Annotated in this window: 30 protein-coding genes; 11 read left to right on the forward strand and 19 right to left on the reverse strand. The window is 62.7% G+C overall.

Going from position 1 to position 23,743, the window contains the following annotated elements:
• Positions 1-196: 196 nt before the first annotated feature.
• The 6 genes from lptC to ptsN all read left to right on the forward strand — a co-directional run bounded on the left by lptC (position 197) and on the right by ptsN (position 5,583).
• On the forward strand, positions 197-910 hold the full coding sequence (gene lptC / locus EOB80_RS14385) for an LPS export ABC transporter periplasmic protein LptC (RefSeq protein WP_127328295.1): 714 nt from the start codon (positions 197-199) through the stop codon (positions 908-910).
• Complete coding sequence (locus EOB80_RS14390; RefSeq protein WP_127328297.1) at positions 897-1,478, forward strand: LptA/OstA family protein; 582 nt, start codon at positions 897-899, stop codon at positions 1,476-1,478. The genes lptC and EOB80_RS14390 overlap by 14 nt, the downstream gene beginning before the upstream one ends.
• A complete protein-coding gene (lptB, locus tag EOB80_RS14395) occupies positions 1,478-2,296 on the forward strand; it encodes an LPS export ABC transporter ATP-binding protein (protein ID WP_013529586.1) in 819 nt (272 codons plus the stop codon). Before EOB80_RS14390 ends, lptB begins: the two co-directional genes overlap by 1 nt.
• Positions 2,297-2,621: 325 nt before the next feature.
• On the forward strand, positions 2,622-4,148 hold the full coding sequence (gene rpoN / locus EOB80_RS14405) for an RNA polymerase factor sigma-54 (protein WP_127328299.1): 1,527 nt from the start codon (positions 2,622-2,624) through the stop codon (positions 4,146-4,148).
• A 264-nt stretch (positions 4,149-4,412) separates the two neighbouring features.
• A complete protein-coding gene (gene raiA, locus EOB80_RS14410; protein WP_013529588.1) occupies positions 4,413-4,997 on the forward strand; it encodes a ribosome-associated translation inhibitor RaiA in 585 nt (194 codons plus the stop codon).
• A gap of 121 nt (positions 4,998-5,118) precedes the next feature.
• Positions 5,119-5,583, forward strand: a complete 465-nt coding sequence (ptsN, locus tag EOB80_RS14415) for a PTS IIA-like nitrogen regulatory protein PtsN (RefSeq protein ID WP_013529589.1) — start codon at positions 5,119-5,121, stop codon at positions 5,581-5,583.
• Positions 5,584-5,650: 67 nt separating this feature from the next.
• On the opposite strand, the gene EOB80_RS14420 is transcribed toward ptsN, so the two are convergent.
• Positions 5,651-5,905, reverse strand: a complete 255-nt coding sequence (locus EOB80_RS14420; protein WP_023760740.1) for a DUF1150 family protein — start codon at positions 5,903-5,905, stop codon at positions 5,651-5,653.
• Positions 5,906-6,026: 121 nt separating this feature from the next.
• Positions 6,027-6,452, reverse strand: coding sequence for an Hsp20 family protein (locus tag EOB80_RS14425; RefSeq protein WP_127328377.1), 426 nt, complete (start codon positions 6,450-6,452; stop codon positions 6,027-6,029).
• A 315-nt stretch (positions 6,453-6,767) separates the two neighbouring features.
• Between EOB80_RS14425 and EOB80_RS14430 the strand changes: the two genes are divergently transcribed.
• Positions 6,768-7,709: a nucleoside hydrolase gene (locus tag EOB80_RS14430; RefSeq protein ID WP_127328301.1), complete on the forward strand. Its 942-nt coding sequence runs from the start codon at positions 6,768-6,770 to the stop codon at positions 7,707-7,709.
• Positions 7,710-7,771: 62 nt separating this feature from the next.
• On the opposite strand, the gene EOB80_RS14435 is transcribed toward EOB80_RS14430, so the two are convergent.
• The 12 genes from EOB80_RS14435 to EOB80_RS14490 form a co-directional block, all read right to left on the reverse strand.
• The gene (locus EOB80_RS14435; RefSeq protein WP_127328303.1) at positions 7,772-8,143 is read right to left on the reverse strand and encodes a hypothetical protein; all 372 of its coding nucleotides are present in this window, start codon (positions 8,141-8,143) and stop codon (positions 7,772-7,774) included.
• Positions 8,144-8,148: 5 nt separating this feature from the next.
• Positions 8,149-8,526: a hypothetical protein gene (locus EOB80_RS14440; protein WP_127328305.1), complete on the reverse strand. Its 378-nt coding sequence runs from the start codon at positions 8,524-8,526 to the stop codon at positions 8,149-8,151.
• Positions 8,527-8,697: 171 nt separating this feature from the next.
• Positions 8,698-8,907, reverse strand: coding sequence for a hypothetical protein (locus EOB80_RS14445; RefSeq protein WP_206516810.1), 210 nt, complete (start codon positions 8,905-8,907; stop codon positions 8,698-8,700).
• Between the two features lie 110 nt (positions 8,908-9,017).
• Positions 9,018-9,632, reverse strand: coding sequence for a LysE family translocator (locus EOB80_RS14450; RefSeq protein ID WP_127267106.1), 615 nt, complete (start codon positions 9,630-9,632; stop codon positions 9,018-9,020).
• A gap of 114 nt (positions 9,633-9,746) precedes the next feature.
• A complete protein-coding gene (locus EOB80_RS14455; protein ID WP_127328307.1) occupies positions 9,747-11,198 on the reverse strand; it encodes an amidase in 1,452 nt (483 codons plus the stop codon).
• A 1-nt stretch (position 11,199) separates the two neighbouring features.
• A complete protein-coding gene (locus tag EOB80_RS14460; protein ID WP_127328309.1) occupies positions 11,200-12,105 on the reverse strand; it encodes a ribokinase in 906 nt (301 codons plus the stop codon).
• A gap of 153 nt (positions 12,106-12,258) precedes the next feature.
• A complete protein-coding gene (locus EOB80_RS14465; protein ID WP_164762613.1) occupies positions 12,259-12,741 on the reverse strand; it encodes a hypothetical protein in 483 nt (160 codons plus the stop codon).
• Positions 12,716-13,228, reverse strand: coding sequence for a hypothetical protein (locus EOB80_RS14470; protein WP_127328313.1), 513 nt, complete (start codon positions 13,226-13,228; stop codon positions 12,716-12,718). The genes EOB80_RS14465 and EOB80_RS14470 overlap by 26 nt, the downstream gene beginning before the upstream one ends.
• Positions 13,195-13,587 (reverse strand): hypothetical protein, encoded by a 393-nt coding sequence (locus EOB80_RS14475; RefSeq protein WP_127328315.1) that lies wholly within the window; start codon positions 13,585-13,587, stop codon positions 13,195-13,197. Before EOB80_RS14475 ends, EOB80_RS14470 begins: the two co-directional genes overlap by 34 nt.
• Before the next feature lie 21 nt (positions 13,588-13,608).
• The gene (locus EOB80_RS14480; protein ID WP_127328316.1) at positions 13,609-14,079 is read right to left on the reverse strand and encodes a hypothetical protein; all 471 of its coding nucleotides are present in this window, start codon (positions 14,077-14,079) and stop codon (positions 13,609-13,611) included.
• A gap of 221 nt (positions 14,080-14,300) precedes the next feature.
• Complete coding sequence (locus tag EOB80_RS14485; RefSeq protein ID WP_127267099.1) at positions 14,301-15,176, reverse strand: bifunctional helix-turn-helix domain-containing protein/methylated-DNA--[protein]-cysteine S-methyltransferase; 876 nt, start codon at positions 15,174-15,176, stop codon at positions 14,301-14,303.
• Between the two features lie 124 nt (positions 15,177-15,300).
• Positions 15,301-15,795 (reverse strand): DUF2244 domain-containing protein, encoded by a 495-nt coding sequence (locus tag EOB80_RS14490; RefSeq protein ID WP_127328318.1) that lies wholly within the window; start codon positions 15,793-15,795, stop codon positions 15,301-15,303.
• A 22-nt stretch (positions 15,796-15,817) separates the two neighbouring features.
• Between EOB80_RS14490 and nth the strand changes: the two genes are divergently transcribed.
• Positions 15,818-16,642 (forward strand): endonuclease III, encoded by an 825-nt coding sequence (gene nth, locus EOB80_RS14495; protein ID WP_127328320.1) that lies wholly within the window; start codon positions 15,818-15,820, stop codon positions 16,640-16,642.
• Between the two features lies 1 nt (position 16,643).
• Here the strand turns inward: nth and EOB80_RS14500 are convergent, their stop codons facing one another.
• The 4 genes from EOB80_RS14500 to EOB80_RS14515 all read right to left on the reverse strand — a co-directional run bounded on the left by EOB80_RS14500 (position 16,644) and on the right by EOB80_RS14515 (position 20,279).
• Positions 16,644-18,152, reverse strand: a complete 1,509-nt coding sequence (locus EOB80_RS14500; protein ID WP_127328322.1) for a tripartite tricarboxylate transporter permease — start codon at positions 18,150-18,152, stop codon at positions 16,644-16,646.
• Between the two features lie 10 nt (positions 18,153-18,162).
• On the reverse strand, positions 18,163-18,636 hold the full coding sequence (locus tag EOB80_RS14505) for a tripartite tricarboxylate transporter TctB family protein (protein WP_127328324.1): 474 nt from the start codon (positions 18,634-18,636) through the stop codon (positions 18,163-18,165).
• A gap of 75 nt (positions 18,637-18,711) precedes the next feature.
• The gene (locus EOB80_RS14510) at positions 18,712-19,689 is read right to left on the reverse strand and encodes a tripartite tricarboxylate transporter substrate-binding protein (protein WP_127320505.1); all 978 of its coding nucleotides are present in this window, start codon (positions 19,687-19,689) and stop codon (positions 18,712-18,714) included.
• 134 nt (positions 19,690-19,823) lie between these two features.
• Complete coding sequence (locus EOB80_RS14515; protein ID WP_127328326.1) at positions 19,824-20,279, reverse strand: DUF2214 family protein; 456 nt, start codon at positions 20,277-20,279, stop codon at positions 19,824-19,826.
• 200 nt (positions 20,280-20,479) lie between these two features.
• Here EOB80_RS14515 and EOB80_RS14520 point away from each other — a divergent pair, with 200 nt between their 5' ends.
• Positions 20,480-21,013 carry a GNAT family N-acetyltransferase gene (locus tag EOB80_RS14520; RefSeq protein ID WP_127328328.1) on the forward strand — a complete coding sequence of 178 codons (534 nt, stop codon included), beginning with the start codon at positions 20,480-20,482 and terminating at the stop codon, positions 21,011-21,013.
• A 137-nt stretch (positions 21,014-21,150) separates the two neighbouring features.
• On the opposite strand, the gene EOB80_RS14525 is transcribed toward EOB80_RS14520, so the two are convergent.
• Positions 21,151-21,921, reverse strand: coding sequence for an IclR family transcriptional regulator (locus EOB80_RS14525; RefSeq protein WP_127328330.1), 771 nt, complete (start codon positions 21,919-21,921; stop codon positions 21,151-21,153).
• Between the two features lie 184 nt (positions 21,922-22,105).
• On the opposite strand from EOB80_RS14525, the gene EOB80_RS14530 reads away from it, so the two are divergent.
• A complete protein-coding gene (locus tag EOB80_RS14530) occupies positions 22,106-23,080 on the forward strand; it encodes a tripartite tricarboxylate transporter substrate-binding protein (protein ID WP_127320501.1) in 975 nt (324 codons plus the stop codon).
• A 122-nt stretch (positions 23,081-23,202) separates the two neighbouring features.
• Complete coding sequence (locus EOB80_RS14535) at positions 23,203-23,739, forward strand: tripartite tricarboxylate transporter TctB family protein (RefSeq protein ID WP_027037688.1); 537 nt, start codon at positions 23,203-23,205, stop codon at positions 23,737-23,739.
• Positions 23,740-23,743 lie beyond the last annotated feature (4 nt).

Raw genomic sequence — 23,743 nt, forward strand, 5'->3', positions numbered from 1 at the left:
CCGACGGCGGATAAATTTTACGCCGCGTGTCTGTTTCTGCTATGGAGAACACGCAGTTGTGCGGACCTCGTTTTCGTCTGTACAAAGGCGGCTGTCACATTTTTGCAGTTTTCGTGGGCTTGTGCTTGCTTGAAAGCGCCGGCGTCCCACCTATAGGCGGTGCTTAAGGGTGGGCAGGGTTAGAAGAAAGCAGTGAATGTTAGCGCGACCGATTGAACCGACCAACGCCGAGGCGGTGTTGGCTCCTCCGGCGGACGGCCGGACGCGCGGCGACGCTTTCGACCGTGCACAGCGTCATTCGCGCCGCGTGCGCGTTCTCAAATTTGCCGTGCCGGTGGCCGCGGCACTGATAGCGGTCGCTTTCCCGGTCTATTCCTATCTCGCCGCACCCGTCGCCATGAAGGTTCAGGCGGAAGGCACTGCCTTTTCCAACGGCAAGCTGGTGATGGCCAATCCCAAGCTCAACGGTTTCACCAAGCAGAAGCAGCCTTATTCGATGACGGCGCTGCGTGCCATTCAGGATGTCAGCACGCAAGGTATCATCGAGCTGGAAGGCATCGACGCCAAGGTGCCGATCGCGCCCGACAATGTGGCGGCGGTCAAGGCCTCGCACGGCACCTACGATCGCGACGGCAATACGATGAACCTGACCAGCGACGTGACGATCACTACGACCGACGGCATGCAGGCCAAGTTCAAATCGGTCTTCCTCGACATGGGCAAAGGCACTATGAAGACGGGAGATCCCGTCGATGTCAGCCGTGGCGGGTCGCGGATCACGGCGGATACGATGTCGGTCCAGGACAATGGCAAGGTTCTGGTTTTCGAGAACAAAGTGCGCGTCAACATCGATTCCACCGCCTTGAAGGCGGCACAGGGAAACAGCGGAGAAACCAATGCGGCTCAGTAGTTCGACGCGGCTCGCGGCTGCAACTTCAGCGTTGCTGCTGCTCGGACTCGTGCCGTCATGGGCGCAGACGACCAGTCAATCAGGCCTCAAACTGTCCGGCGACAAGCCGATCCAGATCGAGAGCGACAAGCTGGAAGTCCGCCAGGCCGACAGTGTCGCCATCTTCACGGGCAATGTCAGCGTCGTCCAGGGGCCGACATTGATGAAGGCCGGCAAGATGACGGTCTACTACGTCAAGGATCCCAACGCCGCTGCCAAGGGCACGGAGGCCGCGGGTGCGGCGATGACGGGCTCGGCCAACATCGATCACCTGGAGATCTCCGACAAGGTTTACATCAAGTCGGATGCGCAGGTCGCGACAGGCGATCAAGGCAGCTTCGATATGAAGAGCCAGGTGCTGGTGCTTTCGGGCAAAAAGGTCGTTCTGTCGCAAAACGACAACATTCTGGTGGGCTGCAAGCTTACCGTGCAGATGAAAAGCGGGCTGGCTCAGGTGGATCCATGCGCTGGGCAACGCGTCCAGATGTCGATCACGCCGCCGCCGAAATCGGGAGCGACGAACCCCTGATGGCCAGCCTGTCGTCGCTGACGGCGCGTCTTCCGGGACGGGCCGCCGGCAAGCTTTCGGCACCGGCCACGGTGACCGTAGATGCGGGAAAGTTCAAGGGAACCCTGATCGCCAAGGGGCTGACCAAGAGCTACAAGGGCCGCAAGGTCGTCAGCGGCGTCACCATCGGCGTGCGCGCCGGCGAGGCCGTTGGGCTGCTCGGCCCCAACGGCGCCGGCAAGACGACCTGTTTCTACATGGTTACCGGCCTCGTGCCGGTGGATGAAGGCACGATCGAGATCGACGGCTTCGACGTCACGTCGATGCCGATGTACCGTCGCGCACGCCTCGGCATCGGCTATCTGCCGCAGGAAGCGTCGATCTTCCGCGGCCTCAATGTCGAGCAGAATATCCGCGCGGTGCTGGAAGTGGTCGAAAAGGACCGCAAGGTGCGCGAGCGCAATCTCGACGAACTGCTCGAGGAATTCCACATCAGCCATCTGCGCAAGGCGCCATCCATGTCGCTTTCGGGCGGCGAGCGGCGACGCCTGGAAATCGCGCGAGCGCTGGCGACACGTCCGGCCTACATGCTGCTCGACGAGCCTTTCGCAGGCATCGATCCGATCGCCGTCGCGGATATCCAGCAACTGGTGCGCCACCTGACGGCGCGCGGCATCGGCGTCCTCATCACCGATCACAATGTGCGCGAAACGCTCGGCCTCATCGACCGCGCCTACATCATCCATGCCGGCCAGGTGCTGACCCATGGAAGGGCCGACGAGGTGGTGGCAAACCCCGATGTGCGGCGACTTTACCTCGGCGAGGGTTTTACGCTCTGAACGGTTCGTCGTTTCACGGAAAACGCCAATCCGCTCCGTCTTTTCGTCTTGACGCAATTCCCAAGGGAAAGCGCCATGCGCTTTTCCCGGGAAAGCCGTCTCTCACTTTTCCTGAAATTGCTCTGAGCGTGAAATTTGTTTCCTGACACGACTTTTGCGGTTCGCGCGGCGCTTTTTTCTCGATTTTGCTCCGGGATAACGCTCCGGTAAGCGCGTTTTGCTACCAATTGCCTTGACAAGCAAAAGCCGGGCCAGTTTTTATGGCCGGCTGCAAAATTCTTGCCCGGAAGTCGGGATGCGTAGACGAGGCGTTTGAAACCGAACCATGGCGTTGGCGGCCAAACTACAGCTACGACAATCGCAGTCGCTGGTGATGACGCCGCAGCTGATGCAGTCGATTCGGCTGCTGCAGTTCACCCATGTCGAGCTTGAGCATTTCATCGACGAGGAAATCGAGCGCAATCCGCTGCTGGAGCGCGCCGAGCCGCAGGACGATGCCGCCAGCGACCAGGCGCAGAAGATCGAGGCGGAGCCGCAAGCCACCGCCGAAGGCGACTGGTTCGAAAACGAGACGCAGTGGAGCGCCGAGGCGATCTCGGACAAGCTCGACACGTCGCTGGAAAACCTGTTCCCCGACGACCCGGGGACCAGCGAGCGACTCGGTCCCGACCTAACGGCACAATGGAAATCGGCTTCGGGCAATGGCGCGGGTTCCTCATCCGAGTGGTTTGACGCCGGCGATATGGCGACTGCTGCGATCACGCTGCGCGACCATGTCGGTGAGCAGGTGGCGCTAGCCTTCACTGACCCGGCTGCACGGCTGATCGCCGCCGAACTCGCCGACGGCCTTGACGAGACCGGCTATCTGCGTGCCGACCTGGTCGAGATCGCCGCTCGTCTCGGTGCGGATGCCGCTGCCGTGGCGAAGGTGCTGGCGGTGTGTCAAACCTTCGAGCCGGCTGGCCTGTTTGCCCGCGACCTGGCCGAATGCCTGTCGCTGCAACTTGCGGTGCGCAACCGGCTCGATCCGGCGATGAAGGCGCTGGTCGCCAATCTCGAACTCCTGGCACGACGTGACTTTCATGCATTGAAACGGATATGCGGTGTCGACGAGGAGGATCTGCTCGACATGCTGGCAGAGATCCGGGCGCTCGATCCCCGGCCGGGCATGGCGTTTTCGGGCGGCGCCAGCGACGCGATCGTCGCCGATGTCGAGGTGCGCGCGGCCAATGACGGCAGTTGGACGGTCGAACTCAATGCCGAAACGCTGCCGCGGGTCTTGGTCGACCATATCTATTTCGCCCAGGTCTCACCGCAGGCCAAGAACCAGGCCGAAAAGGATTTTCTGGCCGAATGCCTGCAGAATGCAAATTGGCTGACGCGCAGCCTCGACCAGCGGGCAAAGACCATCCTCAAGGTCGCCTCGGAAATCGTTCGCCAGCAGGATGCCTTCCTCGTCCATGGCGTGCGCCAGCTGAAGCCGCTCAATCTGCGCACGGTAGCCGACGCCATCGGCATGCACGAATCGACGGTCAGCCGGGTCACAGCCAACAAATATATGCTGACGCCGCGCGGCGTGTTCGAGCTTCGCTACTTCTTCACCGCCTCGATCGCCGCGTCGGGCGGCGGCGATGCGCATTCCTCGGAAGCCGTGCGTGACCGCATCAAGCAGTTGATCGACGAGGAAAAACCCGTCGACGTGCTTTCCGACGACGCGATCGTCGACATGTTGCGCGAAAGTGGCGTCGATATTGCAAGACGTACGGTCGCCAAGTACCGGGAAGGCATGAATATCCCCTCTTCGGTGCAGCGCCGACGCGAGAAACGGGCGATGGCCAGCGCCGGGCGCTGAGCGGGTCGATTTTCCACAGGCCGGCACTTCATTGACAAGCCGCGGTGAAGTGGCTAGAAGCCCGCCCGCATGAGACGGGCTAGATGCCCGCATGCGGATGGTCCGTCACGACGTTGGCCTCGGGACGGTCAAAGGGCGGCTTGTGATCAACCGGAAAGTTTGGATTTAAAATCGGCGCAAGTGACGCCGCAAAGCTTGTGCGCACGGATCACGAGTATAAACTCGGGCCAGTTTGAAGCCTGAGCAAGGAAGGTCAGTTTTCAGATGAATCTGCGCATATCGGGAAAACACATGGATATCGGCGATGCGTTTCGGACACGCATCAATGATCGCGTCGGCGAAGCGATCGGCAAATATTTCGATCGCGGCTTTGCCGGACATGTCACGGTCATCAAATCGGGCTCGCGCTATTCGGCGGACTGCATGATCCGGCTGGATTCCGGCGCTTCGCTGCAGGCCACCGGCGATGCCCAGGATCCGACGCTAGCCTTCGAGGCGGCGGCGGACCGTCTGGAAACCCGCCTGAGGCGCTACAAGCGCAGGCTGAAATCGCACAATTCGGGCGCCGCCAACGGCCAGCCGACCGACATCGCCTACACGGTGATGGCGCCGCTTGCCGATGACGACGAGGACATTCCGGAGAATTTCGCGCCCGCCATCGTCGCCGAATCAACCATGACGCTGAAGACCATGTCGGTGGCGTCGGCGGTCATCGAGCTCGACACCAAGGACAGCCCGGTCTTTGTCTTCCGCAATGCGGGAACCGACCATCTCAACATCGTCTATCGCCGACCCGATGGAAATATCGGCTGGATCGACCCGTCGACGACCAAGGTCGCGCAAGCGTGACGACAAGGGTCGCACAGTGACGACAAGGGTCGCACGGTGACGACAAGGTCGCACGGCAATAAGAGCCGGCCGCACGAGGGGTGGGGACTGGTGACGGCAGGCGAACAAGGGATTTTCTAGCATGGATCTGAGCGATCTTATCAACGTTCCGGCGATACTGCCGGCGTTGAAGGCGAACTCCAAGAAGCAGCTGCTGCAACTGCTGTCCGAACGGGCAGCGGCGATTTCCGGCATTCCGGAGCGGGAGGTGTTCGACACCATCCTGCAGCGTGAGCGCCTGGGTTCGACCGGCGTCGGCAACGGCATCGCCATTCCGCACGGCAAGCTGGCCGGCGTGAAGCGCATCGCAGGTGTTTTCGCCCGGCTGGAGACGCCTGTCGATTTCGAATCGCTGGACGATCAGCCCGTCGATCTGGTGTTTCTGCTGCTGGCGCCGGAAGGGGCGGGCGCCGACCACCTCAAGGCACTGTCGCGCATCGCGCGGGTCCTGCGCGACGCTGACACCGTGGCCAAGATCAGGGGTACGCGCGACGCCGCCGCTATCCACGCGCTTTTGTCGGACACCCAGGCTTCGCACGCGGCCTGAATTTCGAGAATGATATCGCTACAGGGCCGCCATGGGCGGCCCTTTCCGTTTCAGCCGGAAATCGCTGTCAGTGAATGGCGACGGTGGTCAGGTCGTTTTCCATGGCGCCGGCCAGAGCGCGGTCACGCGCATCGGAAAGCAGGATCGGCTGACCATTGGCGGCAAACAAGGCCCACAGTTCCATGCCGGGGGCGATTTCGCCGAGATTGGGGAAACGGCCGAGCAATTCGTCGCTCGAGACCTTTCTGAGATAAGCGACCGAGCCTTCGCCGAGATGAGCGAATTCGCCATTGGTCATGGTGATGTTTTCAGTTCTGGTCATTTCAAAGCCTCCTTGGCGCGAGGACGCCGCTCAAGGCCATCCCGCATGAGAGCCATTTCAATTTGCTGCATCGTGCTTTCGGAAAGTCGGAGCCGATTTCCGGCCGATGCAGTGGTAAAGATCAGTCTTTCACCGATATGTTTATTTTCCGTACCAGCCGTTCGGACTCCGGCCGATCGAGGTCGATCGACAAAAGACCGTTCTTCAACTCCGCCGCGATCACCCGCATGCCGTCGGCCAGCACGAAACAGCGCTGGAACTGGCGTGCGGCGATGCCGCGATGAAGAAATTCGCGCGCGGTGTCGTCGGTCTGACGGCCGCGCACGACCAGCTGGTTTTCCTCCGTGGTGACATCGAGATCGCTTTCGGCGAAACCGGCGACCGCCAATGTGATGCGCAACCTTTCGGTCTTGCCGTCGGCGCCGCTGAGGCGTTCGATGTTGTAGGGAGGGTAGCTGTCGCCGGATTTCGCCAGGCGTTCCAGGGTCTTTTCCATGGCGTCGAAACCAAGGAGAAGCGGGCTGGAAAAGGGCGTCATTCGGCTCATGTTACACTGTCCTCTCAAGAGCGACATAAAGTGGAAAAACCCAGATGGCATTTTTCCCGATGGCCTTGATATGGTCCGCCCCGCGACCAAGTTCAAGCCGTCAACAGACCCGCCCAAAAAGACCAGGCGTGGACTCACAGGAATGATCGACATGGCGCTTGAAACGGCGAGCAGATGCAAGGAGAAGCGCGCAGGTCGGGAATTGTCTTTCCCGGTCGAGCGGTTCGACATGGCAGCTCGCGACCGCTTCGGCGTCATTTGGATGTTTCGATCGGATCGGTTCAAGCCCACGACCTCGCCAAACAAGGAATTGAAATGCCCCAATCACGCAAGATCATCATCGACACGGATCCCGGTCAGGATGATGCCGTCGCCATATTGCTGGCGCTCGGCAGCTCCGAACTGGAGATCGTCGGCATATCAGCCGTTGCCGGAAACGTGCCGCTGAAGCTTACCGAAAAGAATGCCCGCAAGATCTGCGAGTTGGCTGGCCGTCCGGACATCAAGGTCTATGCCGGCGCCATCCGGCCCCTGATGCGCGAATTGGTCACCGCCGAGGAAGTGCATGGCAAGACCGGTCTCAACGGACCGCAATTGCCAGAACCGACGATGAAGCTGCAGGACCGGTACGCGGTCGATTTCATCGTCGAGACGCTGATGGGGGAAGAAAGCGGCACGATCACGCTTTGTGCGCTCGGCCCGCTCACCAACATTGCGCTGGCGCTGATCCGCGAGCCGCGCATTGCACCGCGCATCAAGGAAATCGTGCTGATGGGCGGCGGCTTCTTCGAGGGCGGCAATGTCACCCCGACCGCCGAATTCAACATCTATGTCGACCCGCAGGCCGCCGATGTCGTGCTCAAATCCGGCATCCCGATCGTCATGATGCCGCTCGACGTCACCCACAAGGCGCTGACCACCGCCAAGCGCACGCAAACCTTCCGCGCGCTCGGCACCAAGGTCGGCACCGCCACCGCCGAGATGCTGGAATTCTTCGAGCGCTTCGACGAGGAGAAATACGGCACCGACGGCGGCCCGCTGCACGACCCTTGCGTCATCGCCTATCTGTTGAAGCCTGACCTGTTCAAGGGCCGCAACTGCAACGTCAGCGTGGAAACGGCCTCCGAGCTCACCATGGGCATGACCGTGATCGACTGGTGGGGCGTTACCAAGCGGCCGAAGAACGCCATGGTGATACGTGACATCGATCACGACGGCTTCTTCGCGCTACTGGTGGAGAGGCTGGGGCGGCTCTAGGACCTCCATCCCTTGATGCATACGGTTCGCCCAGAGGCGCAGAGCTTCTGGGCGATACTCGACTACTGGCGGAGCAGGCGGTATGTTTCGGTGTCGTTGCGGCGATGCTGCCGCTCGACCGAGACCTTCGAGCCGATGGCTCGCGGCGCTGTCGCATCGCCGTAGACGAAGACCAGGCGGTCATTTTCGTCGAGGCGGATACCATACAAATAGCTGAACCCCCTGCCCGCCGAGCTTTCGGGGTCCGGAGTCGTGTTGAGAACGTTGACCACAGTACCGGTCAGGCGCTCGACATTGACGATGGGGCTGCTTTGCCTTGCAATCGGGATGCCGATCGCCAGTGCGCAGACGCCCACGACAAGGATGGTGACGAGAATGCCCCTGAGGTTCTCCTGCAGGGTCATCCAGGCAAGGGAATGCCGGGCCTTGGCCATGACGCTTATCCCCTAAGCAATAGGTAGGTGTCGGTGCCGTTCTTGTGGTGCCGGCGTTCGACCGAAACGCGGGATCCAATCACATGCGGCGTCTCGACCTCGCCATCGACAAAAACGATGGCGCCGCTGTCCTGGAGGCGGATTTGATATGTGAAATGAAGTCCCTGACCGACGGAGGCGTTCGGATTCATCGGCGTTGTGGCGTATTCGACAATGCCGCTAACCCGTTGCGTATCGATGATCGGGCTGTCCTGCCTGATTAGGCCAGGCAAGGTTTTCATGAGAGCGACCGCACAGAAGAAACTGACGCAAATGACAGCGTCTCGATATTCTTCCTTAAGCAGAAGCAGGCGATTCCGGAGAGAAAGCCGTGTTTGCCCCATGCGCTATATTCGCTAGTGGCAAACACCGCATTCAATAGATCGTGTTCAAAATTTTCAATGATTGCTGCTTTGGCTTGGGAAAAACATCAGCCGGCCGCCGCTCATCTTGAAACCGGTAAAAGACGAAGCCGTTTGCGCGCGTAACGCGCTCAAGTCTGATGGTTGAGCCGATCAAGCGTGGGCGATCGTCAGAAACGAGGACCGTCGAACCATCTTCAAGGGAACAGTTTTGACCGTCGCGTCGATCATTTCGACCGACCGGATCGGGCTGGCCCTATTCGTCCACTTGATGGGATCGACGATCAACACCGCCGCGAACACCGCGACAATGAGGACCACGCCCAGCACGTGCCCTTTCACATCCGCAAAAGTCCACGACATCGACGTGAATCCCCCAACCGCCGATTCATGTGGTAGACAGAAGGCCGACTTTCAATCGGCCTCCCTGTTTCAGGAAATTGCTGTTAGAGTCCCGGCTTGTCGGCGCGCTGTTACTTTGCCTTTGAAAGCGCCAGCCACAGGCCGCCGCCGACCATGAAGCTGCCGCTGATCCTCGACAAAAGCTTGATGCGGCCGGCCGACAGCAGGCGCCCGGCGCGGCCGGCGGCCAGCGCATAGGTCGAATCCGAGAAGGCGGCGAAGATCATGGCGGTCAGGCCCATGATGGCGATCTGCAGCGAATAGTTGCCTTGCGGCGAAATGAACTGCGGAAAGAAGGCGCCGAAGAAGATCAACGTCTTGGGGTTGCTGAGCGCCACCAGCAGGCCCTGCAGGAAGAAGCCGCCGCGCGGTTTCCTGGCCGTTCCATCGGCGTTCAGCGTGCCTTTGGAACGGAACATCTGCACACCCATCCAGATCAGATAGGCGGCGCCGATCAGCCGCACCCACTCGAACCAGTGGCCCATGCCCGAGATCAGTGTGTTGAGGCCGATGCCGACGATGGCGATCATCACGGCAAGCCCTGCCTGCGTGCCGGCGACATTGGCGAGACCGGCGCGGGAGCCATGGCGGATGCTGTTGGCGATGATCAGCGTGACCGTTGGGCCCGGCACCAGGATAATGACGATGCAAGCGAGGACATAGGCGGCGTAGAGTTCGAGCGACATGACTTTTCCCCAGGAATGCCGCCGATGCGGCGCGGCTTGAGAACAATCAATGCATAGCAGCGCAGCCGGTGCAAGCCGCTAACCAGCGCCCTGCGACACGCCAGTCCGCCCGGTTCAGGCGCCGGCCGGCCAGGGCAGCGTTGCCTCATAGGCGGCCGCCGCCTTCAGTACGGCGAGGTCGCCGCGCGGCCGGCCGATCAGTTGCATGCCCATCGGTCGGCCCCTATCGTCGAAGCCGACCGGCACGTTGGCCGCCGGGCAGCCGCCCAAGGTCGCGAAGGCGGAAACCTGCATCCAGCGGTGATAGCTGTCCATTGCGCGTCCGGCGACCTCACGCGGCCAATGCGTATCGACATCGAAGGGGAAGACCTGCGCGGTCGGCAGCGCAATCAGATCATAGCGATCGAAGATCGACAGCAGCGTGCGATGCCAGGATGTACGGGTCACGGAGGCGGCGCGGATCTGCGGCGCCGTCAGCCGCATTGCGTTCTCCACTTCCCAGATGGCTTCCGGCTTGAGCAGGCGGCGCTTCGCGGGATCGTCATAGTGGGTTTTGAGCGCGCAGCCGCTGCTGGCCTGGCGCAGCGTCACGAAGGCCTGCCACAGCGCTTCGAAATCGAAATCCGGCAGCAGGGGTTCGCTAGGGAAGGATGCATCCGCAAAGCGGCCAAGTGCCGCCTCGCACAGGCCGAGAATGCCTGTTTCAACCGGCAGATGACCGCCGAGGTCGCCGAGCCAGGCGATGCGGCCAGCAGTTGCCGGTATTCCAAGCCCTTCGAGGAACGAGCCGGGTTTCTCGTAGGACAATGGCGCGCGCGGGTGGTAACCGGCCTGCACATCGAGCAGCAGCGCCATGTCACGGACGTTGCGGCCCATCGGCCCGTCGACGCCCATCTGCGCATGGAAGACTTCTAAATCGGGTCCGCCGGGAACAAGTCCTTGCGACGGGCGGAAGCCAAAAACATTGTTCCAGGCGGCCGGGTTGCGCAGCGAGCCGCCGAAGTCGCTGCCATCGGCGACGGGCACCATGTCGAGCGCCAGGGCAACGGCTGCGCCACCGCTCGAGCCGCCGGCGGTCAGGGCCGGATCGAAGGCGTTCAGCGTCGGCCCGAACACGGCGTTGTAGGTGTTGGAGCCGAGCCCGAATTCGGGGACGTTGGTCTTTCCGATGATGATGGCGCCGGCATTGCGGATACGCTCGACGAAGAAATCGTCTTCCTGCGGCACGAAATCGGCGAAGATCGGCGAGCCGAAGGAGGTCCTGAGGCCCGTGGTCGAGGCGAGATCCTTGATGGCGATCGGCAGGCCGAAGAGCGGACCTGCCGCTTCGGCCCGCGACAGGCTGGCATCGGCCGCATTGGCTTCGCGCAGGATATCGGCGCGATCGCGCAAGGAGACGATGGCGTTGACCAGCGGATTGACCGCCTCGATGCGATCGAGGAATGCCGCCACCACCTCGCGCACGGAAAGCTCTCTCTCCCGGATCGCGCCGGCGAGTTCGACCGCGGACAGGCGGCAGATGTCGCTTGCCGGCTGCACGGCATGTTTCGTTTGAGGACGCAGCATTTTAATGGGTTTCCTGCAGCGCCTGATCGACGTCTTTGGCGAGCGGGATCGCCGGTTGGGCGCCAGGCTTCAGGCAGGCTAGCGAACCGGCCGCGCCAGCGCGCGCCAGCGCCTGTTCGAGCGCGAGGCCCGACGACAGGCTGGCGGCGAAATAGCCGCAGAACGTATCGCCGGCGCCGACCGTGTCGACAGGCGTTATCTTGCGCGCAGCAACGGCCAGGAAATCGCTCGGTGTCGCTGCCATCACGCCGTCGCCGCCGAGCGTCACGACGACGGTGCGGCCGGTCTTTCCGGCAAAGTCGCGCATGCGGGCCGCCCGGTCGCGGCCTTGCAGCGACAGCGCTTCGCCATAGAGGTCGAACTCGGTTTCGTTGGCGACGACATAGTCGGCCTTGTCGAGAAAGCCGGCTGCCTGCCCCTGGAAAGGCGCCGTGTTGAGCACGGTGATGGCGCCGGCCGCCCTTGCCTGGTCGAGGGCGGCATCGACGGTGGCCAGCGGAATCTCATTTTGCAGCAGCACGACGTCGCCTTTTTTCAGAAAGGCCTTGGAGAGATCGCCTGGCACCACGGAAGCGTTGGCGCCCGGCACCACGGCGATGATGTTTTCGCCGTCGTCGGCGACCATGATCAGTGCCGTGCCGGTCGAGGCATGAGTCTCGGCAACGCCGGACAGGTCGACCTTGCCGTCGCGCAGCAAGGCCAGTGCCTCGGCGGCGAAGCTGTCCCTGCCGACGGCGCCAACCATGCGCACCGAGGCGCCGGCGCGTGCGGCGGCCAGTGCCTGGTTGGCGCCCTTGCCCCCAGGTGCGGTGGTGAAGGCCGAGCCGCCCACCGTCTCGCCGGGGCTCGGCAAGCGGTCGACCTTGGCGATAAGGTCGAGGTTGATCGAGCCGATGACGATAATCAAGCAGGGCCTCCTGGCAACGCAAACTCAAAATATCGGAGCGTCTTCGTGCGTCCGGGCGAACGCAGATCGTTCCGATTGCGTGAAAGCTAACCTGTAAGGCCGCGGCTTGCCAGACCATGCGCATGGTCCAGTCCGATTTGAGGTTTCGTGGCCTTATTCGCAGCGCACGGTGACCGTGCCCTGGTAATTGCCGGCGGGAAAGATACCGCTCGACTTGGTGGCGGTGAGGTCGATCTGCATCGCGTGGGTGCCGTTGGCAACCCTCTGCGGCACACTTCCGTTGACATCGATCCCCGAGCCATCGAGGCGGAAGACTGAAGCGAAGGTCACGTTGGTGCCGCCGCCGCTCGGCGCGGACGAGAATGCGGCAGGCGCCGGCGCCGAAACCGAGTAGCAGTCAAGCAAGTTAAGTATCGAGCACAACAGGGAACTCGCCACCACGGTGGCGCTGGCGCTCGATCCGCCTGCCTGTTTGGAGCCCAGTATGCTGATGGCGGGATTGGCCTTCATCGTTCCGGACGCCCCGACCATGATGGTGCAGGTGCCGATGATCGCCGCCTGCACCGGAAGGCAGGACCCGGCAAGTGCTGCCATCGCAAGCAGCGCGCGGCTACTGCTTCTTCTTTTTCTTGCCATCGCCATTTCCGGTCCTGATGCCCCAGCCTTCGTTGGCCCATCCGGGCGATGCAGTCGCGGGAGCGGTGGCGGCGATGCTGGCCGTCTGGCCGTCGGCGCCGAGGCCCATTTTGAGAAGTTTCAGCTCCAGATGCAGGCGCTCGACCTCAAGCTCGTAGAGGCGGCTGCAATCGACGCGCTTCGGCGTACGCCCGATCGGGATCACCACCCGGCCATAGGTGGCGACGCTGTTGTCGGACTGGCTGTTGCCTCTGATAAGACCGAGATCGACATAGGCCCCGGAGCCGGAGACGGCGGAACGGCATGTGGTGCCGTCCGCGGCACGGACCTCGTCCTGGCCCTGGGGCAAGGTGACACCGGGCAGGTTGAAGCCGCTCTCATTCTGGTTGAGATTGTAGACGTCCTCGGCCCCGGCCGGCGAGGCACACGCCCAAGCAGCCGCGAGCGCCAGTGTCAGGACTTGCGGCGCCCAAAGAACTTTCCGCATATCTGTGCCCTTATCTGCGTCTGTTGATTGGGAAAGGGGATGCTTTCGGTACAGATACGCACTTTACGCTCGGCCGCGCCGTCAAAGGGCACGACCACAAGGACAGAACGGGAAGCCTGGGAAGCCAGCTGGAAGACATTTGGAGAGATCCTGGCATCTACCGGCTGAAAATCCTGATCGTAGACGTGGATTTCGACCCGGATCTTCCTGTCGTAGGGATTGGCAGGGAAGATGCGGACCGCGAAGACGTCGGTGAAGCTGTTGATCTCGCCACGCATCGGCGACATCGATTGTGCCTTGACGGCAATGGGCGCCAATCCGATGGCCAGTGCCGTCGTCAGGATTCGAACATGTTTCAACGACCCCTCCTTCGCTGCGCGTCATTCGCAGCGCAGCGTTACCGTTGCCTGATAATTGCCGTTGGCGAAGCGATTGCTGCCGCCTTTGGTTCCGGCGAGGTGAACCGAGACGAGATCGGCGCCGGGTGTGGTGATGCTGGTTGCCGAGCCGGTCTCGACGATGGCATGCGCGCCGGTGGCGGAGTAGGTCGGCGTCCAGGTCGTCGACGTGCTGTCTGCCGATGGCACCGTCATGGTGGTGACCGGATCGACGCTGAGCGACACACCTCCGGTCGTCGTCAGCGTCACGGTCCCAGCCGAGCCGCCGCTGTTGTGGGAACTGAGGGACTGGAGATCGGGGCTGGCCGTCATCGTGCCGTTGGTGGCAACGACAAGCGTGCAGGTGGGCGCGATCGTGCCATTGAAGATGACATTCTGCGTCGCGGCCAACGCGGCCTCGTCGAGGCTGGCAACCAGCAGAGCTGCGCCGCAGGCGGCGCGAAACAATGTCATCGGGACCTCCTATCAAGCCGGATCGTCCGGATTAATATGAGGGCATCATCACTTTATCGTGGTTAATTTAGAGTTACCTAAAATAACGGCGTAAAATAACAACTACAGGTACCGCAGGTTGCCCTCGGTTGCAACGGCAGAAACCACAGTCTAAATCGCGCTTATACTTAATAAGGCCGATATATCCATGTTTTCCTTCGCAATATCGAGGAAAATCGATATTACGATACCTGCCCGGCTTCCCAGCCCAGAATGGCGCGCTTGCGGGTCAGGCCCCAGTGATAGCCGGTGAGATCGCCTGATTTACCGATGGCGCGGTGACAAGGCACCACGAAAGAGAGCGGATTGGCCCCGTTGGCCGCACCGACAGCACGGCTGGCGGACGGTGCGCCGATGCTGGCCGCGATCGAGGAATAGGTGCGGGCCTTACCCATCGGGATCTTGAGCAGCGCCTCCCAGACGCGAACCTGGAAGTCGGTGCCGATCATGACGACATGCAGCGGCTGGTCGGGGCGCCACAGCGTCGGGTCGAAGATACGGGCGGCATAGGGACCGGTAGCAGTCATGTCCTCGACATAGACGGCGTTCGGCCAGCGGCTGGACATGTCGGCGAAGGCGGCGCGTTCCTCGCCGGGGTCGCTGAAGGCCAGGCCTGCAAGCCCGCGCTCGGTGGCCATGATCAGGGCGGTGCCGAACGGCGAGGAATGGAAGCCGTAGCGGATGGTGAGCCCGGCGCCGCGTGTCTTGTAGTCGCCCGGCGACATCGCCTCATGGGTGACGAACAGGTCATGCAGCCGGCCCGGGCCGGACATGCCCAGTTCGAACGAGGTCTCGAGCAGCGGCATGCCGGAATCGAGCAGCCTGCGCGCATGGTCCAGCGTCACCGCCTGCAGGAAGGCCTTGGGCGACAGGCCGGCCCAGCGGGTGAAGAGTTTTTGCAGGCCGGTCGGCGTCTCGCCGACCTCCTCGGCCAGCTCTTCAAGGGAAGGCTGATCGCGATAGTCGAGACTGATCTTCTCGATGGCACGGCGCACGATTTCGTAGTCGCTGCCTTCAGGCGTGATGTCCTTTTTGAGGACTGCGGTGTGTGTGCTCATGGAACTGTCTCCTTGAGCCGGAATATCGCCCCTCGGGGCGTCGATCGCCACCCGAAACTTGCCTTCCTGCGGCGCATACCCAGATAGGCACGGGATTCGAGCCGAGGCGCCGCTCATGGCTGGCTCAGCGTGCCTTGGCGGTCGCCAGCGCTCGCGAAAAGGCGGTGGCAAAGCTCTCGCGGGAATCGGGGTCCAGGAACGATCCGATCGGCACGTTCTGCCCTTGGCCTTCCACCGTCATCCCTGTGATGCCGATCTCGGCGTGACGGGCCACCGAAAACCGCGCCCAGAACGGATTGAAGCGATGCGCTTCCGATTTCCCCGAGGGGGCGGTCTTGCGGATGTCGAGGCTGGTGCGCGAGACCGAGACTTCCTCGCGTGCGCGAGCGGCACGATAGTTGATGCGAAAGGCGATGTAGACGGCGACCACGTCGAGGCCGAAGAAGCCGAACACCGGCCAGGCGCCGCGCGACAGGAAAACCGCGCCTGTCACCAGCCAGCCGAACAGCAGCGCGCCCATCAGGATGAAGAAGCCTGTCCGGCCCAGAGACCGGTGCGGGGTGAGTAGCGCCTGAAAGAATGGCTCGTCGGCCTGGAACGAGGCGTTTGTGTCGCTCATGAGGGGATATTATAGGAGGGAAATGGCAAGCCCCAAGTCCAAAGATTCTTCCCTGTCCAAAAAAGAGCTGTTGCCCGCACGACACGGCGGGTCGAACGCCAAGCCCCGTCCGCGGCCTGTGCGCCCCACTTCGCGCTACAGCCCGGCCGAAGTGCACGAGATATTCCGGCGCTTTTCCGTCCAGCGGCCCGAGCCGAAGGGCGAGCTCGAACATGTCAACGCCTTCACGCTGCTGGTCGCGGTGGTGCTGTCGGCGCAAGCGACGGATGCCGGCGTCAACAAGGCGACGCGGGCGCTGTTCAAGGCCGCCGATACGCCGCACAAGATGCTGGCGCTGGGGGAGGCAAGGGTCGGCGAATATATCCGCACCATCGGGCTGTGGCGCAACAAGGCGAAGAATGTGATTGCGCTGTCGGAGGCGCTGATCCGCGACCATGGCGGCGAGGTACCCGACAGTCGCGATGAATTGGTCAAGCTGCCCGGGGTCGGACGCAAGACCGCCAATGTCGTGCTCAATATGGCCTTCGGCCAGCACACGATGGCGGTCGACACGCACATTCTTCGTATCGGCAACCGGCTCGGATTGGCGCCCGGCAAGACGCCGGAACAGGTCGAGCAAGGATTGTTGAAGATCATTCCGGACGAATATATGCGCCATGCACATCACTGGCTGATCCTGCATGGCCGCTACGTCTGCAAGGCGCGCAAGCCGGATTGCCCGGCCTGCGTCATCGCCGACATCTGCAAGGCCGAGGTCAAGACGACCGATGTGCCGGCACCGCTGGTGCCGATCGCACCGCTCGACCCTGTCGAAGAGATTCAGGACCGAAGCGGAACGACGGGGTAATTCAACTCTCCTCCACAAACACCTCTTCGCGCTTTTTCTTGACCGCCGGCAGGAAGACGATGACGAGCACGGCGAGCGCGATGAGCAGCAGGCCGGCGCTGATCGGTCTGGTCAAGAAGGTGCTCGGGTCGCCGCGCGAGAGGATCATGGCGCGGCGCAGGTTTTCCTCGAGCAGCGGGCCGAGCACGAAGCCGAGCAGCAGCGGCGCCGGTTCGCAGCGCAGCTTGGTCAGGAGATAGCCGAGGAAGCCGAAGAAGGCGACGGCGTAGAGGTCGTAGACGTTGCTGTTGACGCTGTAGACGCCGATCGAGCAGAACGCCATGATGATCGGGAAAAGCACGTAATAGGGGATCGTCAGCAGCTTCACCCAAAGCCCGATCAGTGGCAGGTTGAGGACGATCAGCATCAGATTGCCGATCCACATCGAGGCGATGATGCCCCAGAACAGCGCCGGCTGTTCGGTCGCGACATTGGGGCCGGGCACGATGCCCTGGATGATCATGGCGCCGATCATCAGCGCCATGACCGGGTTGGCTGGAATGCCGAGCGTCAGCATCGGGATAAAGGAGGTCTGCGCACCGGCATTGTTGGCCGATTCCGGTCCGGCGACGCCTTCGATGGCGCCCTTGCCGAACTCCTGCGGGTTTTTCGAGACGCGTTTTTCGACCGTGTAGGACGCAAAAGCTGCCAGGATCGCGCCGCCTCCCGGCAGGATGCCGAGCGCCGAACCGATGATCGTTCCGCGCACGATGGGCGCTGCCATGCGCCGAAAGTCCTCGCGGGTCGGCATAAGGCCGGTGATCTTGCGGATCATCACGGAGCGCTCATCCTCGTTTTCGAGGTTGCGCAGGATCTCGGCGACGCCAAAGACGCCGACCGCCACCGCAACGAAATTCAACCCGTCGGCATATTCCCGGATTCCAAGCGTGAAGCGCGGCGTGCCGGTGTAGATGTCGGTGCCGACAATGCCGAGCAGCAGGCCGAGCACGACCATGGCCAGCGCCTTGACGATAGAGCCGTGGGCGAGGGCGACGGACGAAACCAAGCCGACGATCATCAGCGAAAAATACTCGGCCGCGCCGAATTTCAGCGCGATCGCCGTCAGCGGCGGGGCAAAGATGGCGACGAGGAACGTCGACACCGTGCCGGCAAAGAACGAGCCGATGGCCGCGATCGCGAGGGCCGCTCCGGCGCGGCCGTTCCTGGCCATCTGGTAGCCGTCGATCGCGGTGACGGCGGACGAGGATTCGCCGGGCATGTTGATGAGAATGGCGGTGGTCGAGCCGCCATATTGCGCACCGTAATAGATGCCGGCGAGCATGATGAGGGAGGAGACCGGGTCGCCGATCTGGAAGGTGATGGGCAGAAGCATGGCGATGGTCGCGGTGGCGCCGATGCCGGGCAGGACGCCGATCAGCGTGCCGAGAAGGACGCCGATCAGGCAGAAACCGAGGTTGGTCAACGACGTCGCCGTCGAAAAGCCGAGCGCGAGGTTGTCGAGGAGATCCATGCTCATCGCCTCACGATGCCAACCCTGGGGCCAGCCACGGGCCGAAGCGGCGGAACGGCAGGCCGAGCGCGTAGCTGAAGACGAGGAACGCAAACAACGTCAGGCCGGCCGACAGCACGAGCGCGGTCAATGGCTTCATGCGGCGGCTGGCAAACGACGCGATCAGCGCCGTCAGGAAGATCGACGGGATGAATCCGAGGCCGCGCACTGTCAGGCCGAAGAAGATCGGAGCAGGCAGGATGAGCAGCATGCCGCGCCACGCAATGTGTCCGATCGCTTCGCCCTCGACGCGTACGGCCTGGACGAGAATGACCGCGCCAAGCAGGATCAGCACGATCGCCAGGACCAGCGGAAAATAGCCTGGCCCCATGCGCAAGGCGGTGCCGATTTCGAGACCGAGCGATTGCAGCGCGAACCATGCGCCGAAACCGATGAACAGGGCGGCGCACAGGCCGTTGGCCCTGTCGATCGCGAAAGGTTTCATGGTGGTTCTCCAAGCCCGCAGTGGGTAGCGGATGCCGAGCGGAATAGGGGCGCTGGTGGCGCCCCTATTCAAATCTCAGTCGGCGTACTGGCCGGCGGCTTCGATGATCGGCTTCCAGCGCGCGATCTCGCTTTCCAGCTTGGCCTTCAGTGCGGCGGGCGTGGCATCGGCCTCGAGCGACGGCTTGGTGCCCAGTTCGGCGAAGCGGGCGGCGACGTTCTCGTCCTTCAGCGCGACCTGCAGCGATTTCGACAGGCGTTCGGTGATCTCGGCCGGCGTGCCCTTGGGTGCATAGAGACCATGCCAGATGCCGACCTGCACATCGGGGAGACCGCCTTCCACCGTCGTCGGCACATCCTTCAGCACATCGAGGCGTTCCGGCGAGGTGACGGCATAGGCCTTGATGGTGCCGCCCTGGATCTGCTTGGTGGTGTTGGTCGTCTGGTCGCACATGATGTCGACCTGGCCGCCGAGAAGATCGGTCATGGCCGGGCCGGTGCCCTTGTAGGGCACGGTGACCAGCGGCGTCTTGATGGCGCTCATGAACAGCATGCCGCACAGATGCGAGGCCGCACCGATGCCGGCATTTGCGACGGTAATGGAATCCTTGTTGGCCTTGGCGTACTCCACCAACCCCTTGAGGTCGGTGGGCTCCAGGTCCTTGCGGCCGACGATGGTCATCGGCACTTCGGTGACGAGGCCGACATATTCGAAGGCGTTCAGCGTGTCGTAGGCGAGCTTTCTGTACAGCGTCGCACTTGTCGCCATGCCTATATGATGGAGCAGCAGCGTATAACCGTCCGGCTCGGCGTTGGCGACGCGGCCGGCACCCAGCGTGCCGCCGGCGCCGCCGACATTTTCGACGATGACCTGCTGGCCGAGATCCTTCGACATCGCTTCGGCGACGAGGCGCGTGACCGTGTCGGTCGGGCCGCCGGCTGCAAACGGCACCACAACGGTGATGGTGCGTTCAGGATAGGTCTGCGCGCCGGCAGTGAACCCATAAAGCGCGACGGCCGCAGCAGCAGCCAGAGTGGCGACAAATCTTCTCATCGTGATCTCCTCCCAATACGTAAATCTCCAACCGCTGCGCGGGGTCCTCTCAACACCCTGCAGATGGAGCAACAACTAGCGCAAATTAACAGATTGCAACCGTCTCAAACGGCAAACTGCTGATGGGCGCCATCCTAATAGCCGTAGCCACGCGCCATCGCCGCGGCGAAGACCGGGATGAGCAGGAAGATGAAAGCTTCGGCGCGGATGTAAGTCTTCACGGACGCAAGCTCGGCCGCCGGCACCTGGAACGAGGCATTGCCGCTCGCCTGCCTGCTCCAGGATATGAAGCGGACGGTCGGGATGATCGACAGCAGGCCGACCACGACGAACGCCGCTATCTTGGCCCAGAACACCCAATTGTGGACGTAGAATTCCCAGCCCTTGAGGCCATAGAAGACGCGGCCGATGCCGACGACGATGATCAGCGTGGCAATGATGCCGTAATGGCGGTCGATGCCGGCGAGCCTCTTGAGCGTCGCAGTGCCCAGATCGCCGCGGATCAGGACGAATTCGGCGCCGATGATTCCCGCCAACGAAAACACCAGCAGATGATGGAAGATCGCAAGCACAAGATCGGTGGTGTCCATGCTCTTTCCCCGGGGTTTGACGGCACCGCCCAGCGCCTGAAAAAGGGTCGCGCTGGCAGGTGTTGAATCAGCCTGCCGTGAAAATAGCACCGTCGCGCAAAATTCCCATAGCGGCGGCTGGATGATGGGCCGTGTTGCCCTGGCCCTTGCGCAGCACCGGCGATTTGCTAAGCGCTGACGATCCGTGCGAGGCAGATCCCATGAACAATCCACAAGCGACCAGCGCTCCTGTCATCGAAACGAAGCGAACCATCCTGCGGGCACACCGGCTGGACGATTTCGACACCTATGCCGCGATGTGGACGGATCCCATCGTCACCCGCTTCATCGGCGGCAAACCGCGCACGCGCGAAGAAAGCTGGATGCGCTTCCTGCGTCACGCCGGCCTGTGGTCGCTGCTCGGCTATGGCTTCTGGGCGATCGAGGAGAAGGCGACCGGACGCTTCATCGGCGAGGCCGGGTTTCACGACCTGAAGCGCGATATGGAACCATCGATCGAAGGCATTCCCGAGGCCGGGTGGGCGCTGGTTCCGGCCGTGCACGGGGCGGGCTTCGCCACCGAGGTGGTTGGCCGCATCCTGTCGTGGAGCGAAGAGATTTTCGGGCGCGAGAAGACCGTCTGCATCATCGATCCGGAAAACGGCGCGTCGCTGAGGGTGGCTGCGAAGTGCGGTTACCGGGAAGTGGTGAAGACCACCTATCACGACACTCCGACCATCCTGCTGGCGCGGTGACCTGAGCCGCGGGCTGACAGCTGCCGGCGCCGGCATGATGGCGCCTGTCGCCAGCAATGATGACGAGGCGGGCCGCGCCAAGAACCGCTGTGGCCTGGTCAAATTGACTTGAGCGGGGCTTCCAACGAGGACGTGTTCTACGGCATGGCGTCCGTTGCCAGGCCTGCCCGCTCGAGCATGGAGGCGTCCTCGCCGAAGGCGCGGGTGGCGCGGGCCGCCGCCTCGAGCAGCGGACGCTTCATGCGCTGCAGAAATGCCGCGTCGACGCGCGTGCTGGGTCCAGCCAGGGTCAAGGCGCCGAGCAGGACGCCTCCCGGGCCGAACACCGGCGCCGACACGCCCCCCGTCTCGGGGTCGCGGTCGCCCACGGCGAGGCAGTTGCAGGTCTTGCGGATGGTCTCGTACGGTTCGCCCTGCTGGCCCGAAAACGCTGCGAGCACGCGGCCTCCCGAGCCGAGCAGCAAAGGCAATACGTCGCCTTCGCGTATCGTGTAGCGGATCGGGTGCTTGGATTCGACGCGGTAGAGACAGGTGCGGACGTCGCCCGAGCGAACATAGAAGGCAACGCTCTCCCAGCTTCGCTCGGAAAGATCGCGCATGATCGGCAGCAGGATATCGACCGCCACGACCGAACGCTGGTAGAGCGCACCGAGCCGAAAGGTCGCGGGTCCGACGCGGTAGCGTCCATTGTCGAGGCGCTCGAGCAATCGTCCGCGCATGAGGGAATTCGCAAGCCGCAGGATGGTGCTCTTGTAGAGGCCGGTGCGCGCCGCGATTTCGGCCAGGCTGAGCGACCGGTCATCCGCGGTGAAGGCATCGAGGATGGCAATGGCCCGATCAAGCGCGGCAACACCATCCGCCGAGGTGCGATCTATTTCCCCATCTGCCGATTTGCTTGGCGAGTCCATAGCGGTTCCAGTTTGAAGAAAGCCGAGCGACGCGACTCTGTCGCGCCGCCAAATCGTTCTGTCCAGTAGAATATCGTTTCCGTTGACAGAACTCCGTAACATCTGCTTGAAATCGATGACGGGTCTGGATGCAGGCGCGTTTTGGCGGGCACCGGAGGAGGTGTCGTGATTTGGAGGAATCCCCATGCTGAACAGACGCAGATTTTTGATGAGCACCGCAGCCGTGGGTGCCGGGCTGATGACGTCGCATCTTTCTCCCGCTTACGCCGAAGGCGCGCCCCAGATACAGCTCTTCGTGCCTGCCGCACCGGGTGGTGGCTGGGACCAGACGGCGCGCACGATCGACCAGGTGCTGCGCAGTGAAAAGCTGATCTCTGGTTCGCAGATCATCAATGTCGGCGGCGCCGGCGGCACTGTCGGGCTGCCGCAATTCATCAGCCAGTGGAACGGCAAAGGCAATTCCCTGATGGTCGCCGGCATGGTCATGGTTGGTGCCATCATTGCCAACAAGGCCGCGAACAATCTGACGCAAGTCACCCCGATCGCCCGCCTCACCGGCGAGTTCGAGGCCCTGGTCGTGCCGGCGGAGTCACCGTTCAAGACGGCCGCTGATTTCGTCGCCGCGCTCAAGGCCGATCCGACAAAGGTTCCTGTCGCCGGCGGCTCGGCAGGCGGTTCCGATCACATCCTGTTCGGCCTGATCGCCAAGACGGTCGGCGTTCCGGCAACCAACCTCTCCTATGTGCCGTTCGCCGGCGGCGGCGAGGCGCTGTCGGCGCTGCTCGGCAACCAGGTCGCGGCCGGCATTTCCGGCTTCGGCGAGTTCTCGGAGCAGGTCAAGGCAGGTGCGCTCAGGCTGCTCGCCATCTCGGCTGACAAGCGTCAGGACGGCATCGACGCACCGACGATGAAGGAAGCCGGCATCGATGTCGAACTGTTCAACTGGCGCGGCGTCTTCGCACCGCCCGGCGTTTCCGACGCCGACAAGGCGGCGATGGTCACAATGATCGAGACCATGGCCAAGAGCGATGCATGGGCAACCGAATGCAAAAACCGCAACTGGACGCCCATCCTTTTGACTGGCGACGACTACGCAAAATTCCTCACCGAGGACACGGCCCGCATCACCGCGATCCTCAAGGATCTCGGCCTCGCCTGATGTGTTCAGGGGGCGGTTAGAGTGCCGCCCCCTTCCCATCTCGCCTGCCGCATGGACATATGATGCGGCGAAACTGCGGATGCGGCCGGCTGGAGGATGCCGGCCATCTTGGGAGGATCCCGATGAGCACCAGCGACCAGCAGGCGGCGCCGTGGCGCCTTGCCGTGCCGGAATTGTTGATAGGCATCGGGCTCCTGGCCTGCGCCGGCGCCGTCGCCTGGCAGACGCTGGCGATCCCGGTGTCGCCGCTCTACTCCAAGGTCGGCCCGACCGTCTTTCCCTACCTCACCATGTTCGGCCTGGTGGTTCTTTCGCTGTTGCTCATCCTTGCTGCCTTGCGCGGCGGCTGGCAGCCGGAGGAGGAAAAGGAGACGCCGACCGACTGGAAGGCGATGGGCTTCGTCGTCATCGGCCTGATCGCCAATCTGCTGCTCATCCGGCCGCTCGGCTTCACGGCGGCATCCGTCATCATGTTCGTTCTGGTCTGCTACGGCTTCGGCAGCAAGCGCACGCTGCGTGACGCAGTGCTCGGCCTGATCCTGGCGCTGGCCGCCTATTTCGGCTTCGCCAGGGCGCTTGGCGTCAACATCGGTGCCGGTTTCATCGAGAACCAGCTGAACACGGTCATCGATGCGTTCATCACCATGTTGAGGGGCTGACGCC

Origin of the sequence: Mesorhizobium sp. M7A.F.Ca.MR.245.00.0.0, from assembly GCF_003997415.1 — a bacterium.
GTDB lineage: Bacteria > Pseudomonadota > Alphaproteobacteria > Rhizobiales > Rhizobiaceae > Mesorhizobium.

Coding starts and splice junctions, on each gene's coding strand:
- EOB80_RS14535 (WP_027037688.1), top strand. CDS start 23,203: ATGAGCACCAGCGACCAGCAGGCGGCGCCGTGGCGCCTTGCCGTGCCG.
- EOB80_RS14450 (WP_127267106.1), bottom strand. CDS start 9,632: ATGTCGCTCGAACTCTACGCCGCCTATGTCCTCGCTTGCATCGTCATT.
- EOB80_RS14480 (WP_127328316.1), bottom strand. CDS start 14,079: ATGACATTGTTTCGCGCCGCCTGCGGCGCAGCTCTGCTGGTTGCCAGC.
- rpoN (WP_127328299.1), top strand. CDS start 2,622: ATGGCGTTGGCGGCCAAACTACAGCTACGACAATCGCAGTCGCTGGTG.
- EOB80_RS14525 (WP_127328330.1), bottom strand. CDS start 21,921: ATGGACTCGCCAAGCAAATCGGCAGATGGGGAAATAGATCGCACCTCG.
- ptsN (WP_013529589.1), top strand. CDS start 5,119: ATGGATCTGAGCGATCTTATCAACGTTCCGGCGATACTGCCGGCGTTG.
- EOB80_RS14445 (WP_206516810.1), bottom strand. CDS start 8,907: ATGTCGTGGACTTTTGCGGATGTGAAAGGGCACGTGCTGGGCGTGGTC.
- EOB80_RS14485 (WP_127267099.1), bottom strand. CDS start 15,176: ATGAGCACACACACCGCAGTCCTCAAAAAGGACATCACGCCTGAAGGC.
- lptB (WP_013529586.1), top strand. CDS start 1,478: ATGGCCAGCCTGTCGTCGCTGACGGCGCGTCTTCCGGGACGGGCCGCC.
- EOB80_RS14430 (WP_127328301.1), top strand. CDS start 6,768: ATGCCCCAATCACGCAAGATCATCATCGACACGGATCCCGGTCAGGAT.
- EOB80_RS14465 (WP_164762613.1), bottom strand. CDS start 12,741: ATGGCAAGAAAAAGAAGAAGCAGTAGCCGCGCGCTGCTTGCGATGGCA.
- EOB80_RS14510 (WP_127320505.1), bottom strand. CDS start 19,689: ATGAGAAGATTTGTCGCCACTCTGGCTGCTGCTGCGGCCGTCGCGCTT.
- nth (WP_127328320.1), top strand. CDS start 15,818: ATGGCAAGCCCCAAGTCCAAAGATTCTTCCCTGTCCAAAAAAGAGCTG.
- EOB80_RS14440 (WP_127328305.1), bottom strand. CDS start 8,526: ATGGGGCAAACACGGCTTTCTCTCCGGAATCGCCTGCTTCTGCTTAAG.
- EOB80_RS14455 (WP_127328307.1), bottom strand. CDS start 11,198: ATGCTGCGTCCTCAAACGAAACATGCCGTGCAGCCGGCAAGCGACATC.
- EOB80_RS14500 (WP_127328322.1), bottom strand. CDS start 18,152: ATGGATCTCCTCGACAACCTCGCGCTCGGCTTTTCGACGGCGACGTCG.
- EOB80_RS14425 (WP_127328377.1), bottom strand. CDS start 6,452: ATGAGCCGAATGACGCCCTTTTCCAGCCCGCTTCTCCTTGGTTTCGAC.
- lptC (WP_127328295.1), top strand. CDS start 197: ATGTTAGCGCGACCGATTGAACCGACCAACGCCGAGGCGGTGTTGGCT.
- EOB80_RS14490 (WP_127328318.1), bottom strand. CDS start 15,795: ATGAGCGACACAAACGCCTCGTTCCAGGCCGACGAGCCATTCTTTCAG.
- EOB80_RS14515 (WP_127328326.1), bottom strand. CDS start 20,279: ATGGACACCACCGATCTTGTGCTTGCGATCTTCCATCATCTGCTGGTG.
- EOB80_RS14420 (WP_023760740.1), bottom strand. CDS start 5,905: ATGACCAGAACTGAAAACATCACCATGACCAATGGCGAATTCGCTCAT.
- raiA (WP_013529588.1), top strand. CDS start 4,413: ATGAATCTGCGCATATCGGGAAAACACATGGATATCGGCGATGCGTTT.
- EOB80_RS14520 (WP_127328328.1), top strand. CDS start 20,480: ATGAACAATCCACAAGCGACCAGCGCTCCTGTCATCGAAACGAAGCGA.
- EOB80_RS14435 (WP_127328303.1), bottom strand. CDS start 8,143: ATGGCCAAGGCCCGGCATTCCCTTGCCTGGATGACCCTGCAGGAGAAC.
- EOB80_RS14530 (WP_127320501.1), top strand. CDS start 22,106: ATGCTGAACAGACGCAGATTTTTGATGAGCACCGCAGCCGTGGGTGCC.
- EOB80_RS14390 (WP_127328297.1), top strand. CDS start 897: ATGCGGCTCAGTAGTTCGACGCGGCTCGCGGCTGCAACTTCAGCGTTG.
- EOB80_RS14505 (WP_127328324.1), bottom strand. CDS start 18,636: ATGAAACCTTTCGCGATCGACAGGGCCAACGGCCTGTGCGCCGCCCTG.
- EOB80_RS14470 (WP_127328313.1), bottom strand. CDS start 13,228: ATGCGGAAAGTTCTTTGGGCGCCGCAAGTCCTGACACTGGCGCTCGCG.